Origin of the sequence: Petrocella sp. FN5 (genome assembly GCF_029210395.1) — a bacterium.
In the GTDB taxonomy this organism is placed as follows: Bacteria; Bacillota; Clostridia; order Lachnospirales; family Vallitaleaceae; genus Petrocella.
Map to the genome: position 1 here is coordinate 39,506 of NZ_JARGDP010000011.1, position 13,318 is coordinate 52,823.

A 13,318-nucleotide genomic window follows, 5' to 3' on the forward strand; every position below is an offset into this window, starting at 1 on the left:
CTAGAGCTCCTAACCATTAGCCCGTAACTTTTGAAACCGCCTCAATAACACGTTCGGCTTGAAAAGGCTTAACAATGAAATCTTTTGCGCCTGCTTGAATAGATTCAATAACCATAGCTTGTTGACCCATAGCTGAACACATGATGATGTTAGCGTCACCTTTTATGCCTCTTATGGCTTTAACTGCCTCAATACCATCCATTTCAGGCATGGTAATATCCATAATTACAAGGTCCGGATTCAACTCTGTAAACTTTTCAACTGCTTTTAAACCATTTTCGGCTTCACCAACTACGTTATAACCATTCTTAGATAGAATGTCTTTTATCATCATTCTCATAAATGCTGCATCGTCCACTATTAATATATTTTTTCCAGCCATTTTTTTCTCTCCTTCGATATATTACAAATGCATCTATTTCATTATAACATACTTCATTAAAATGTATATCACAAAATTTGTCCGGCTTGCTTAATGATATCTGTTATACGTATGCTAAAGTTTTCATCAATAACAACGACTTCCCCTTTTGCTACGATTTTACCATTGACCAGTACATCAATAGGTTCACCTGCCAACTTATTGAGCTCAATAATGGTACCTGGAGCAAATTCCAGTATATCGTGAATCGACTTATGGGTTCTGCCGAGTTCTACGGTCACCTCAAGGGGCACGTCCATAATCAAATCTATGTTCTCTTTTTGTTGTACAAAAGAACCCATATCAAAGCTTTGAAATTGTGCCTGTTGAACTTCAACGTTCCTTTGATGGTTCATACCATTTTGATTATAACCCGGTGGCATCATGCCTTGATTCATGCCTTGATTCATGCCCTGATTCATGTCCGGTTGTTGATTTTGAGCTTGGGCTTGTGGTGGAGGCATACTTGCTTGTTGATTTTGTTGTTCTTGTTTTGCTGATGGTTGTTTTTTCTGTTCTTCTTTCTCTTTTGTATTCGAGAAATTGTCGCTAATCTTTTGAGCAAACTCAATAGGATATAACTGCATCATCTCACTATCAACCAAATCGCCAATCTGTAATCTAAAGGAAACACGAATAAATTCTCCACCTAAGAACTCAGCTACCTCCGTTTGGTCAAAGGATTCTGTTAAATCAAGATGATTCGATATGGGTGGGGCTATGTCAATTCTCTTATTAAACATAGATGACATGGAAGTCGCCGCAGATCCAATCATCTGATTCATAGCTTCACTAATCGCACTTAGATGTAGGTCCGATAATTCTTCATCCGGATTACTTCCGTCTCCACCCATCATTAAGTCAGTAATAACTCTAACATCTTCTTCTTTTAAAATGAGCAGATTGGTTCCTTCTAGTCCTTCTTTATATACGATTTGTATAGAGACGCAAGGACTTGCATATTCCTTAACGATATCATCCCAATGTACAAGAGAGACGGTTGGTGTTGTTATAACCACCTTTTGATTGACCAAACTAAATAAAGTGGTGGCAGCTGTTCCCATGCTAATGTTAGAAACCTCACCGATGGCATCTTTATCCACATCTGTAAGCGCACTACTTGAGGATTCTGTCTTGCTTGTATCTTCATCTTCATCTAAACCTTTTAGTAGAGCATTTATTTCTTCTTGAGATAGCATTTCTCCCATAAACTATTCCTCCTTCCGTAAAATCGAAACGATTTGAACCGCATTTTTCTTTTCAAACAATCCTGCTTTAGCTGTAAATTTTTCTATGTCTCCAACCTTGACTTCTATGTCTTCGGTTATTTTCTTGTCTAACTTAATGATATCACCAATCTGAAGATTAATAAAATCATTAACTGTTATAATGCTTTTTCCTAAGATGGCTTTTACAGGGATTTGTGCTTGGGCAATTCTTTTTTCTATGATGTCTCTATAAACCTCTTCATTGGACTCTGTCATAGATGAAAACCAGAACTTTGTATTAAGCTTGTCAATAATGGGTTCTACGCAGGTATAAGGAATACAAATATTGACCAAGCCCTCCACATTACCAATTCTTAGGTTCAAGGTTAATAGGGCAATGATTTCTGTTGGCGATATAACTTGGGCAAACTGAGAGTTGGTTTCGATTTTCTCAAGTCTGGGTTCCAAACCAACCACGTTCTCCCACGGTTCTACCAAAAGATCTACACAAATGACCATAATTTTTTCAATGATGGCCAGCTCGATTTCTGAAAAGTCCCTTTCCTTATCTAAAGTCTCTCCTTTGCCGCCTAAGAGTCGATCAATAATGGAAAACCCTATTTTTACGGACAAATCCATCAATACATTGCCCTTTAGTGGATATAAATCCATAATTCCTAGAAGGATAGGGTTCGATAAAGCGTTTGAAAATTCAGAAAATGCTACGGCTTCTGAATTGATAACTTCTACTTGACAGGAAGTTCGCATATAGGCTGGTAAAGCTGTTGACACAAGTCTTGCATAATGCTCAAATATAATCTCCAGTGTTCTGAGATGCTCTTTGGCAAATTTGGAGGGCCTTGCAAAATCGTACTCCTTGACATGCTTGGCAGATGCGCTATGCTTGTACTCTTCAACATCCAGTTCGCCAGTATTTAGTGCATTCAACAGATCATCTATTTCATTTTGAGATAATACCTCACCCATCACTTCACCACCTTTTTTGTTATGTCATCATAAATACCATTATTTTGATGATGTTAATAAATTGTTGAAGTAAACATCTACGATGGACTCTGATTCCAGACGACTTTGTAAATATAGAAGAATCTCATTTTTTAAAGCATTTGTCGATTCTACACTAACAAAATCCTCATGGCTTTTGGATTTCATCAGGGTTTCGATGCCGTCTCTCAAAATGGTCTCCCTTGTTGTCATGCTTTCTAGGACTTTGCCTGCATCTCTTTCTGTTTTTAAGATACCAACACCTATTTCCACAACCACATTATGGGTTCTACCTGAGTTCCCCGTATCGTTATAGATAAAAATGAACTTCTCTGAAAAAGTGAAGGGTTCAATATCATTGACCGATATCTGCGGAGGACCGTTTTCCTCTAATATAGCTGCTTCTTCTTCTCCTCTTAGTGCCTTACTAATACCTATAATCGTAATCAAAGATATCATTGAAAAGATTAGGGATACAATTATCAATACGACACCAATCATCATGACAATCTTGCTCTTATCTTGTGGTTTTTTTGCTACCTTTTCAACGCCATCCTCGTCAACTTCTACTTGTTTCTTCTTAGCCATAATTACTCCTTTATTCCATCAATGTCTTTGGACTTTTTACTCTGCATTGATTGTATTATATTCTTCAACCCTTACTTCTTCGCTTTGAAGTACAATCTTCATCTCGACCCTTCTGTTTTTAGCTCGATTTGCACTGCTGTCATTGCTCACAATCGGTCGATATTCACCATAACCGGTACATGCAATTTTCTCTTCACTAAAGCCCATATTGTCAATTAAATATTTGCCAACCGCTATGGCTCTACTCGCTGACAGTTCCCAATTGCTGGGAAAAAAAACGGTACTTATTGGTACATTATCTGTATGACCTTCAATTTGAACGTTATAGGTTTCGAAGTTTTGTCCTTGTATCATTTCTCCAAGTATCGATATTACATTTAACGCCTCTGGTTTTATAACCGCTTGGCCACTGTCAAATAAGGCTTCACCCGGTATGGTGATTTTAACGAAATTAAGGGCATAACTTACATCCACTTCTTCTCTTACACCTTGGTCTGTTAGGTACTCGTTGACCCGTTCATAGACTTCCCTTGCTTCGTCTAAGGCAATAGCCCTTTTTTGTTCATCGGACAGTTCTTCATCCGACTGTGTTGTACCTTCTGACCCTTGAGAAAGGTTATTTTCAACAATAATCTGAATGTCACTGAGCTGATCTACACCATTGGTAATTAAATCTGCCTCAACAAGGGCCTCCCCGCCGGGCATAATATCAATCTGATCATTAAAGGAGGCTATGGCTTCCTTGAATTTACGAATATCCACACTGGACATGGAAAACAATAGTACAAAAAAGCAAAGTAAGAGCGTTACCATATCACCATATGTTGCCATCCATGCTGGCGCCCCTTTTTTTGCTTCTTCTTCTCTTTTCTTCATCTTTACTCACCCTCTTTTTCGTTAGGATTGAGTGAAGCTCTAAGTACCGGTGCTAAGAAAGCTTTTAACTTTTCTTCAATAACCCTTGGATTTTCTCCAGCTTGAATGGATAATAATCCTTCAATCATAACCTCTTTCAATAACATTTCTTGTCCGCTTTTGATTTTGAGTTTTTCTGAAAAAGGGGTTGCTACCAGATTGGCCAGAAGAGAACCATACATCGTCGTTAACAAGGCTACGGCCATTGCAGGGCCAATTGCTGATGGATCGTCCAAACTTCCAAGCATATTGATCAGTCCGATAAGGGTACCAATCATACCCCAAGCCGGTCCCATTTCTGCTACTTTTTCCCAAAATGTGGCGACTTCTTTATGCCGACCTCCGATAAAAATTAACTCTGTTTCTAGAATATTCCTTACAAGTTCTGGATCTGTTCCGTCAACGACCAACATGATGCCTTTTTTCAAAAAATCATCATCAATATTATCAGCCGCCTCTTCAAGAGCCAGAAGCCCTTCTTTACGCGCAACATTTGACAATTCAATGATGTTTCTAATAACGCCGGCTTCATCCATGATTGTATTTTTAAATGCTTTACTTACTGATTTTATTGCATTGATGAATTTGTCTAAGGGATGGATAATTAAAACAGAGGAAAAAGCGCCACCAAAGGTAATCATAACAGAAGGTGCATTCCAAAATGCCAACAGACCTGTAAGTCCTTTATCCAGTATTATTGACATGGCAAAAAAGAAAACACCTGCCACCAAACCTATAATCGTTGCAATATCCATATGTCCACCTCTATCTTATTCCTTAACTCTTGTCGGTCTTATAATTGAGTATTTTTGCTTCAAAATCAATGATTCTCCTTTGAAGCTCTTCAAGACTTTCACTGATAATAATTATTTTGCCATTGGTTAGAACCAAAGTTGTATCCGGCTTTTCTTCAGCCGATTCAATGAGTCGACTGTTTAACAAATAGCTTTGACCGTTCAATCTTGTCACAAAAATCATATCATCACACCTCTAAGCGGTTGTTCGGTTGCTATCTGCAACCGAACAAGCGCCACAATTTATTAAATTTTACCATTATCTCTTAAGATTTACAAGTTCTTGTAAGAGTTCATCTGAAGAAGTTATAATTCTAGAGTTCGCTTGGAAACCTCTTTGGGTTGTAATCATTTCGGTGAACTCTCTTGATAAGTCTACATTGGACATCTCAAGAACACCAGAATTGAAGCTACCGCCTCTTGATGTGATGTCTTGACCTAAGCCATCAAAGTCTCCTGAGTTGGTTGTTGCTATGAAAAGATTGCTACCTACTTTTTGAAGTCCGGCAGGGTTTTGGAAGGCTGCAACCACAATCTGTCCGAGTAGCTTCGTCTGTCCATTGGTATATCTACCTATAACTTTTCCGTCGCCGCCCACTTCAAATCCGGATATACTACCGGCTTGATTACCTGAGCCAATCCCGTTGATATCACCTGAGATTGCTTCAAGGGTTGTGTTACCGGCAAACAAGGTTAAGTCTCCAAAATCAACCTCCATGTTATTAAAAGTTGAAAATGGTGTTACCAAGTTGGTCATGTCAAATGTATCAGGACCCGCAATAATCTTACCTGTAGCGGGGTCAAATTCTATAATTTGAGCTATGGGTGCCAAGCCTGTAGCAACACCCACATTGCCGTTAGCATCAGTGATGCCGGCATCTGTTAAGGTGATTGTAAACTGGTTTGCATTTGCAACTGGTAAATTAGTAATACGATACTCTGCAGTATATCTATAACCTAAGCTGTCATAAAAGTTGGCTGTAAAAGGCACACCATTAGGGTCTGATAACTGGGTATCATTAATGTTGATATTTCCTGATAAAGTTATGTTGCTGGTTGCTGTTGGCTCGGAATAAAGATTGACCGGGTTTAGGATCTGTATCGGTTGAACCTGACCTTTTTGCACCTCGCCTGTAGCAGGATCGGCTTTCCAGCCCATCACGTTGAGGCCTTCAGGGTTAACCAGATTGCCTGCTTCATCGATTCTAAATGCACCGGCTCTTGTGAATTTATTACCTGTGATATCACTGACCACAAAGAAGCCATCGCCTTCGATTTTAAGGTCTAGGGGATTATCCGTACGTTGTGCCGCACCTTCTCCCATATCAATATCTACTGAAGATATGGATGAACCCAGTCCTATTTGCATCGGGTTTCTACCACCGGTATTTTCACTGGCACCACTGGCACCTTGTATGGTTTGACTAAATACTTCACTAAAGGTAACACGGCTGCTTTTAAAACCAACTGTGTTAACGTTTGCGATGTTATTACCTATAACATCCATTTTTGTTTGGTGTATCCTAAGACCTGAAACACCTGAGTACATTGAACGCATCATAATGTACAACCTCCTTATGTCTATACTGTATCGAAACTTCTCTGTCATTTAAAGTTTCATAGCTTCCTTCATGAGGTCCGGCTATATCAATACAGCACCATCTATGTTTGTAAATACATGTTCTCTAGCTTCTGATTGATCTAGAGCGGTTACAACTGTTTTATTCTCAATGTTGACCACTAACGCTACGTTGTCCATTAAGACGAGTGATTCTTTAATCCCTTTTGCTTCTGCTTTGCTAACACCTGCCTCAAGTCTGGTTATTTGGTCATCTGATAATTCAATCTGTCTAACATCCAAACGCATGCTGGCATGTTTTGAGAATTTCAGCTTGTCTTGACTTTGAATCTGCTGCTGCAAAATATTAGCAAACTTATTGGTGTCGATGTTCTTTTTTTCTATGGATTTGGTTCTTTGTTGTTCTCCTTGAACTTGTCTGATCGGCGGTATAGGTCTATTTTGTATGATCATTTTTAGTCCGCCTCCTTACTGTCCTTCGTCTACATTTTCAACCGGTTCTTCTACTGTTTCACCTGCTGCTATACGGTCAATTTTTTCATTGATGGCTACCAAAGCTTCATTAATCTGATTGATTGCACCGATCATCGCTTCGTTACTTGTTGCGTGATCATTAAGTACGGCTTCTACTTTTGCTAGTGCTACATCTACACCATCCACATTTAAAAATGCTTCTCCGCCTTTTAGTGTTACACTCTGTACAACGCCTTCTACATACTTACTTTCACCTGAAACTTCATTGTATGACAAACCCAATACGGTTTTCCCAATTAAGCTGTACGCTTGTTGCATGGTCGAACTTGTGTTTAAGTTTTGCATCTGTTCTAAGGATGAAAATTGTGCCATCTGTGCTAGAAAATCTTCATTTTTTGCCGGTTCCAAAGGATCTTGATAACGCATTTGTGTTACGAGTAACTGAAGAAAAGCATCTTTATTTAGATTATCTGACTTGCCTTTATCCTTAGTTGCATCCATACCATATTTGGCCATAATATCTTGTATTGAATCCACTGTTGACATTTTGTCACCACCTTACGCTGAGTACTCCACTGTATGTTCCATATTGCCATCCATATCTTTGGAGATCTCTGTTGACTTGATTTCCGGTTGGACCACTTCAATATTATGAAGTCTATTCAAACGGTTGATTCTGTCTTGTCTGGTTTTATTGTATGACTGACGCTGATCGCTTTGTTCTTTTTGATGATAATGCAAATTGGCATTGCCAAGCGTCACTTCAATCTTGTCTACTTTGATACCTTGTTGCTCTAGCTGACTTTTTAGCTGTCCAATGTTACTCTCAATCATTTGTTTTACCACTTCATTTTCTGCCACAAACTGCCCTTTTACCAAGCCTTGCTCGGCTACTACCGAAATAGCTATTTTTCCTAAGTTTCCAGGGTTTAATTGCAGATTCATGGATGTTCTTGTATCCGATAGGTTAACAATGGCTTTTGTTACAATCTGATTGATGATATCGTTTGTACTCACTTGTTGATACTTGACTTCACCGGCCTTATTCACCACAACCACTTCTTTTAGATCTGTTGTGTTCTGAGAAAACAATGTACTAAAAGATTGATCACCTTTTTGCTTACTTGTTTCCTTTTGATCGTATTGTGTTGTGACTTTTTGGCTTCTCAAATCATGGACTTCCAACTTAACCTCTTGTTTGTCGCCTTGGCCATCATCTAATTCTTTGGCAATCGTGCTTGAAGGTATTTCTCCGTTTGCGGCTACCAATTGGTTATCTGCTACCACTTGGTTTTCTGCTACAAGTGTTTTGCCTTCCATTAGATGATTCATTGCATCCAAAACCTCTTCTTCACTCATGTTAACGGATTCAAGTAATGCTTTGAGTTCCGTCTGTATAGCCTTAAAACTTTCAAAAGCCTCTCCATGGGTTAATAAGGTGGTTTCTTCTAACTGAAATACATTGCCAAGAAGTTCTGACAGACTGTTCATGTTTAATAAATCAAAAACATTCATATCCATGGTCTCCAGATTCATCTGCAAAGATGCCTCCGGTATACCTAATAATTCACTAACGATGGTTAAAGCCATCTGCTCTAGTGCACTATAATCCACCATAATCATGTCTTTTGTAACAGTCTCAAGTTCTGAAGTTTCCTCAATTGATTCCTCTTTGGTTGTCGAATTGCTTGCTTTCTTAACCGTTTCATTCATTGGCTTGATTTTTTCTCTTTGATCGACAGATAGGTCGCGGTCTTTATTGACGGCACCTTTATCAGCCTGGGCATTTGAAGGTTTTCCCATTTTTTCATTCCTAAGTGCTTCAAATTGCTTTTTATCAAGTTGCTGAATGTTTTTTTCATGGTTATAAACCTTTGAGAACTCTTTTTTTGAGAAATGGTTTAAGTTGGTGTTACTTTTGTGAGTTCCAAAATTCGAATTCATCAATGTTGCAACGTTTTGATTTGCAACTGAATTCATAGTTGTCTCCTTTCTACTTCGGGAAAGTTTTGTTCCTTATTCTGGATAAATATAAGATGTGATTCTTGCTGCGGTTCTAGGTTCCATCAGCCCCATAATCTTTGCTGCTTGATCCGGTGATACACCTGTAATGATGGCAGCCACCTGATCCATCTGGGTAATACTCATGCTCTCTAAAACCGGTGCTGCTTGAGCTGGTTTCATGTTTTGATAGATGTCCACTGTTTCTTTAAGCGTTTCGTCGAAAATAACTGAACCAATCATGCTTTCGTAAAGTGCTACAGCATTTTCCGGATACATTTTCTCGAACCACTCTGTATAGACAATGGCTTCCGGTGTCGTCGCTAGTAATTCGTCAAACTGGGCTTTGTCTTCTTGAAACTGAACCTGGTTGGCTTCGAATATCCTTAGACGTTCTACTTCGGCTGTCAAAGCAGTTAATTGCTCACCTATATTTTCGGCTTCTTCGCTCTTTTCCATTAGCATTTTTTCTGTTATTCTCAATATTTCTACAGCTTCATCCACCGTCGCAAAATTATAAGCTTCTCTGTCTTCCTCACTTATTGTTTCTTCCGGCATTTCAGGTAGAATCATGTTAAGTACAGGTACGTCAATAATGAGCGGTCCTATGACCGTCGTTCCTAACCCTCCGACATCAAATTTTATCAAAGCGGCAAATGCTATGGCCAATATCAATAACCCTACTAGAATGCCTCCCACTATTTTTATTATATTGTTTTGCTTATTTTCCGAGTGATCTCTTGCCATTTTTGCCTCCTTTATTCTTCATCGGTTTTAGTTGAATAACGAAAGCCTACGATTTCGTCCAACATCTTTATTTCTTTATATTTTTCTTCTTCTATGAAAACGTCTAGAGCCTTTTCTTTTAATTTTTCTTGTATCTTTTTCTCTTCTAAAGCATTTTGTAAGGCCTTTCTTTTTGCTTCTACTTTTTCTTTAGCTTTTACAACCACTTCCTTTTGAGCTTTATAGGCTTTTTCATAATAATTGACGTTATGACTAAGACGTTTAAACTCAGAAACCGAATGAGACTGCTTTTGACGTTCCCTAAAATCCTCTATGGTGGTATCAAGCTCTGCCTTGATTGCTTCTTGCTTCTTAATCTCCACCTTATGAGCCATCATGGCTTTTGCCAGTTCCATTTTTTTTTGTTCTTCAATTTTTGTTTTTACATTCAATATGTTTTCCATGGAATAATGAAACTTCGCCATATGCATCAACCTTATTCATATATTTTTCCTAATTTGTCAACCACTTCATCAAAATCATAGTTTTCATGGGTATATTGTGTTAAAAATGCTTTTATTTGCTGGTATTTTTTTATGGCATCGTCTATCTCCGGATTGCTGCCTTTGGCATAGGCACCTATGTTAATTAAGTCCTCTGCGTCGTTGTAGACGGACAAGCTGGATTTGAGTTTATTGGCCAACTCAAGATGTTCATTCGTTGCAATGTCCGTCATAACCCTTGAAATACTTTGTAATATGTCAATTGCCGGATAATGGTTTCTATTGGCCATTTTTCTAGATAATACGATATGACCATCCAGTATCCCCCTTGCTGCATCTGTAATGGGCTCATTCATATCGTCTCCATCTACCAGCACAGTATAGAGGGCTGTTATTGAGCCTATATCTGAATTACCTGCGCGTTCCAATAATTTTGGCATGACTGCAAAAACCGACGGCGTATAACCTCTACTAACAGGTGGTTCACCTATGGCCAGCCCAATTTCTCGCTGGGCCATTGAGAACCGGGTTAAGGAATCCATCATCAACATCACGTCTTTGCCTTGATCTCTAAAATACTCTGCTATTGCAGTTGCTGTTTTTGCAGCCTTCTGTCTAATGAGTGCCGGTTTGTCTGATGTTGCGACAACAACAACCGAACGTTTCAAGCCTTCTTCTCCCAGGTCTTTTTCTATGAACTCACGCACCTCACGCCCACGCTCTCCAATTAGAGCTATGACGTTTACATCTGCGTGGGTATTTCTTGCTATCATACCTAATAGCGTACTTTTTCCAACCCCACTACCTGCAAATATACCCACTCTCTGACCTTTTCCTATGGTTAATATGCCATCTATTGCTTTGACACCCATGGGCAAGACCTCGGTTATTCTGGTTCTCTTCAATGGGTCCGGTGCACCTTGTTCTATTGGGTACATTTCTTTTGAGTAGACCGGTTCCAATTCATCAATGGGTTTGCCAAGGCCATCTACAATACGGCCCAATAATCGACTACCTACGGATATTCTGAGTTCATGACCAATGGCTTCCACAATACATCCGGGACCAATTCCTGCTAAGTCATCTAAAGGCATTAGTAGTATTTTGTTTTCTTTAAAACCGACGACCTCCGCAAGAACTTTTGCACCACTCGTAGGAGAGCTTATGGTACATAGCTCCCCTAAATTAACACTGGGACCCAAAGATTCAATGGTTAATCCAATAATCTTACTGACTCTACCCAAGTGTTTAATATATGATTTTTCGACCAAGGCCTTATACTTGTCCATGTTGATCATATGTACCCTCTCTAATGGCCTGAAGTCATAATTCCCAGACTTTCTTTAATTAATTTTAGCTCTTTTTGCAAACTATCAAGCCTAACTTGTAAGCTGCAATCAATGTTTCCCATATCTGTTTCTATAAAACACTGGTTTTTCTCTAAAGTGATTTCTTTAAGTATTTCAAGGTTCACTTTTTCACTTAAATTCTCACTTAAAGCATCTTTATGAGCCACTAAATGATCAAAATCCTCTGGAGAGCATTTTATGACAATGCTGCCGTAAATGTTGATTTCTTCAAATGCTAGCCGCACCAAATATAGAATAATATCTGGATCATCTGCATAACGTCCAATCATTTTGTGAAGCAGGTGGCTGATAACTTCCGCCACTTTGGGTTCTAGATCTCGAATATAAGCCTTATTCTGAGCCAACATGGCCTCTCGTTCTTGGTCAAGTTGATCCATTTTTTGATCTATGGCTGACTTGGCTGCTAGGATGCCTTCTTCATAACCCGCTTCAAAACCTTCTTCTCTTGCTTGTTCTTTAATTTGTTCCCCCATACTTTGCGCTTCATCCAACATTTCTTGTATCAGAACCTCTGTTTCCTCTACAGCAATAGTATGAGAGCCATCAATCACTTCGTCATCAATGGCTTCTCCTTCATATTCGCTATGTTGTGATTCATCTTCCACCCCATATTCATGCTCTCCTACTTCCATATTGACCGGATGTATGATTTTAGGATTATGGGGATCTATGGTTTGAATTTCCTTACGTATTTCCGACATGGATACAAAGGGTGCTTTAATAATCTTAGACAATGATCTCATCCCCTCCACCACGTGATATTACGATTTCGCCTGCATCTTCTAGTTTACGAATAATATTAACAATCTTCTGTTGGGCTTCCTCAACATCTTTTAAACGAATGGGTCCCATAAATTCCATTTCTTCTTTAATCATCGCTGCTAAACGCTTGGATAGATTATTGAATATAACTTTTTGTACTTCTTCTCCTGAACCTTTTAAGGCTATGCCAAGTTCATTATTGTCGACTTCACGTAAGATTCTTTGAATCGAACGGTCATCCAAGGAGAGGATGTCTTCAAAGACAAACATCTTTTTACGAATCTCTTCTGCCAACTCTGTGTCTTCAATCTCAAGGGTTTCCATGATATGCTTTTCAGTACTTCGATCCACGGAGTTTAATATCTGTACGATGGCATCTACGCCACCAACGATTGTAAAGTCTTGTGTCATCAGTGAGGATAGTTTTCTCTCTAGTACATCTTCCACATCTTTGATAACATCCGGTGATGTTCTATCCATCTGTGCAATTCTCCTAGCTACATCAGCCTGTTTTTCCTGTGGTAATGCTGCCAAAACCATGGATGCCTGCTGAGGATTCAGATAGGATAGAATCAATGCTATTGTCTGATTATGCTCATCTTGAATGTAGTTAAGCAATTGTCCCGGGTCTGTTTTTCTGACAAACTCAAATGGTCTGACTTGAAGAGATGAAGTAAGTCTTCCAATAACTTCCATCGCCCGATCTGATCCAAGAGCTTTTTCAAGAAGTTCTTTTGCATAACCGATACCACCTTCTGCAATATAGGACTGTGCTAAACAAATCTGATAAAACTCATTAATAATATTTTCTTTGTCCTTAGGTGATATTGCTCTTGTATTTGCAATCTGTAAGGTTAGTTCTTCGATTTCTTCTTCTTTTAAATGCTTGAAAATCATAGATGATTTTTCAGGACCAAGAGCTATGAGCAAAATTGCTGCTTTTTCAATGCCACGTTGCTGTTGACTTGCCAT

The 13,318-nt window shown here is 38.9% G+C and carries 16 protein-coding genes; all 16 read right to left on the reverse strand.

The window, feature by feature from the left end; all coding sequences use genetic code 11:
* Nucleotides 1-16: 16 nt before the first annotated feature.
* A complete protein-coding gene (locus tag P0N36_RS04980; RefSeq protein WP_125135841.1) occupies nt 17-382 on the reverse strand; it encodes a response regulator in 366 nt (121 codons plus the stop codon).
* A gap of 68 nt (nt 383-450) precedes the next feature.
* Nucleotides 451-1,629, reverse strand: coding sequence for a flagellar motor switch phosphatase FliY (fliY, locus tag P0N36_RS04985; protein WP_275841736.1), 1,179 nt, complete (start codon nt 1,627-1,629; stop codon nt 451-453).
* A gap of 3 nt (nt 1,630-1,632) precedes the next feature.
* Nucleotides 1,633-2,616, reverse strand: coding sequence for a flagellar motor switch protein FliM (gene fliM / locus P0N36_RS04990; RefSeq protein ID WP_275841737.1), 984 nt, complete (start codon nt 2,614-2,616; stop codon nt 1,633-1,635).
* Between the two features lie 39 nt (nt 2,617-2,655).
* Complete coding sequence (locus P0N36_RS04995; protein ID WP_275841738.1) at nt 2,656-3,222, reverse strand: flagellar basal body-associated FliL family protein; 567 nt, start codon at nt 3,220-3,222, stop codon at nt 2,656-2,658.
* A gap of 36 nt (nt 3,223-3,258) precedes the next feature.
* Nucleotides 3,259-4,098 carry an OmpA/MotB family protein gene (locus P0N36_RS05000; RefSeq protein ID WP_275841739.1) on the reverse strand — a complete coding sequence of 280 codons (840 nt, stop codon included), beginning with the start codon at nt 4,096-4,098 and terminating at the stop codon, nt 3,259-3,261.
* A 2-nt stretch (nt 4,099-4,100) separates the two neighbouring features.
* Nucleotides 4,101-4,892 carry a motility protein A gene (locus P0N36_RS05005; protein ID WP_275841740.1) on the reverse strand — a complete coding sequence of 264 codons (792 nt, stop codon included), beginning with the start codon at nt 4,890-4,892 and terminating at the stop codon, nt 4,101-4,103.
* A 22-nt stretch (nt 4,893-4,914) separates the two neighbouring features.
* A complete protein-coding gene (locus P0N36_RS05010) occupies nt 4,915-5,115 on the reverse strand; it encodes a flagellar FlbD family protein (protein WP_275841741.1) in 201 nt (66 codons plus the stop codon).
* 75 nt (nt 5,116-5,190) lie between these two features.
* Nucleotides 5,191-6,492, reverse strand: a complete 1,302-nt coding sequence (locus tag P0N36_RS05015) for a flagellar hook protein FlgE (RefSeq protein ID WP_275841742.1) — start codon at nt 6,490-6,492, stop codon at nt 5,191-5,193.
* An 81-nt stretch (nt 6,493-6,573) separates the two neighbouring features.
* Nucleotides 6,574-6,963, reverse strand: a complete 390-nt coding sequence (locus P0N36_RS05020) for a TIGR02530 family flagellar biosynthesis protein (RefSeq protein WP_275841743.1) — start codon at nt 6,961-6,963, stop codon at nt 6,574-6,576.
* Between the two features lie 15 nt (nt 6,964-6,978).
* Nucleotides 6,979-7,530 (reverse strand): flagellar hook capping FlgD N-terminal domain-containing protein, encoded by a 552-nt coding sequence (locus tag P0N36_RS05025; protein WP_275841744.1) that lies wholly within the window; start codon nt 7,528-7,530, stop codon nt 6,979-6,981.
* A 12-nt stretch (nt 7,531-7,542) separates the two neighbouring features.
* Nucleotides 7,543-8,964, reverse strand: a complete 1,422-nt coding sequence (locus P0N36_RS05030) for a flagellar hook-length control protein FliK (protein ID WP_275841745.1) — start codon at nt 8,962-8,964, stop codon at nt 7,543-7,545.
* A 36-nt stretch (nt 8,965-9,000) separates the two neighbouring features.
* On the reverse strand, nt 9,001-9,732 hold the full coding sequence (locus P0N36_RS05035) for a MotE family protein (protein WP_275841746.1): 732 nt from the start codon (nt 9,730-9,732) through the stop codon (nt 9,001-9,003).
* Nucleotides 9,733-9,743: 11 nt separating this feature from the next.
* The gene (gene fliJ / locus P0N36_RS05040) at nt 9,744-10,196 is read right to left on the reverse strand and encodes a flagellar export protein FliJ (protein ID WP_275841747.1); all 453 of its coding nucleotides are present in this window, start codon (nt 10,194-10,196) and stop codon (nt 9,744-9,746) included.
* 11 nt (nt 10,197-10,207) lie between these two features.
* Nucleotides 10,208-11,512: a flagellar protein export ATPase FliI gene (gene fliI / locus P0N36_RS05045; protein WP_275841748.1), complete on the reverse strand. Its 1,305-nt coding sequence runs from the start codon at nt 11,510-11,512 to the stop codon at nt 10,208-10,210.
* Between the two features lie 11 nt (nt 11,513-11,523).
* Nucleotides 11,524-12,327: a FliH/SctL family protein gene (locus P0N36_RS05050; protein WP_275841749.1), complete on the reverse strand. Its 804-nt coding sequence runs from the start codon at nt 12,325-12,327 to the stop codon at nt 11,524-11,526.
* On the reverse strand, nt 12,311-13,318 hold the full coding sequence (gene fliG, locus P0N36_RS05055; RefSeq protein WP_275841750.1) for a flagellar motor switch protein FliG: 1,008 nt from the start codon (nt 13,316-13,318) through the stop codon (nt 12,311-12,313). Before fliG ends, P0N36_RS05050 begins: the two co-directional genes overlap by 17 nt.

Bases quoted from the DNA above. Each gene is read 5' to 3' on its own strand.
- P0N36_RS05000 (WP_275841739.1), bottom strand. From the start codon at position 4,098: ATGAAGAAAAGAGAAGAAGAAGCAAAAAAAGGGGCGCCAGCATGGATG.
- P0N36_RS05005 (WP_275841740.1), bottom strand. From the start codon at position 4,892: ATGGATATTGCAACGATTATAGGTTTGGTGGCAGGTGTTTTCTTTTTT.
- P0N36_RS05030 (WP_275841745.1), bottom strand. From the start codon at position 8,964: ATGAATTCAGTTGCAAATCAAAACGTTGCAACATTGATGAATTCGAAT.
- P0N36_RS05050 (WP_275841749.1), bottom strand. From the start codon at position 12,327: ATGAGATCATTGTCTAAGATTATTAAAGCACCCTTTGTATCCATGTCG.
- P0N36_RS05010 (WP_275841741.1), bottom strand. From the start codon at position 5,115: ATGATTTTTGTGACAAGATTGAACGGTCAAAGCTATTTGTTAAACAGT.
- fliI (WP_275841748.1), bottom strand. From the start codon at position 11,512: ATGATCAACATGGACAAGTATAAGGCCTTGGTCGAAAAATCATATATT.
- P0N36_RS05020 (WP_275841743.1), bottom strand. From the start codon at position 6,963: ATGATCATACAAAATAGACCTATACCGCCGATCAGACAAGTTCAAGGA.
- P0N36_RS05035 (WP_275841746.1), bottom strand. From the start codon at position 9,732: ATGGCAAGAGATCACTCGGAAAATAAGCAAAACAATATAATAAAAATA.
- P0N36_RS04995 (WP_275841738.1), bottom strand. From the start codon at position 3,222: ATGGCTAAGAAGAAACAAGTAGAAGTTGACGAGGATGGCGTTGAAAAG.
- fliJ (WP_275841747.1), bottom strand. From the start codon at position 10,196: ATGGCGAAGTTTCATTATTCCATGGAAAACATATTGAATGTAAAAACA.
- fliG (WP_275841750.1), bottom strand. From the start codon at position 13,318: ATGGCAAGTCAACAGCAACGTGGCATTGAAAAAGCAGCAATTTTGCTC.
- P0N36_RS05015 (WP_275841742.1), bottom strand. From the start codon at position 6,492: ATGATGCGTTCAATGTACTCAGGTGTTTCAGGTCTTAGGATACACCAA.
- P0N36_RS05025 (WP_275841744.1), bottom strand. From the start codon at position 7,530: ATGTCAACAGTGGATTCAATACAAGATATTATGGCCAAATATGGTATG.
- P0N36_RS04980 (WP_125135841.1), bottom strand. From the start codon at position 382: ATGGCTGGAAAAAATATATTAATAGTGGACGATGCAGCATTTATGAGA.
- fliY (WP_275841736.1), bottom strand. From the start codon at position 1,629: ATGGGAGAAATGCTATCTCAAGAAGAAATAAATGCTCTACTAAAAGGT.
- fliM (WP_275841737.1), bottom strand. From the start codon at position 2,616: ATGGGTGAGGTATTATCTCAAAATGAAATAGATGATCTGTTGAATGCA.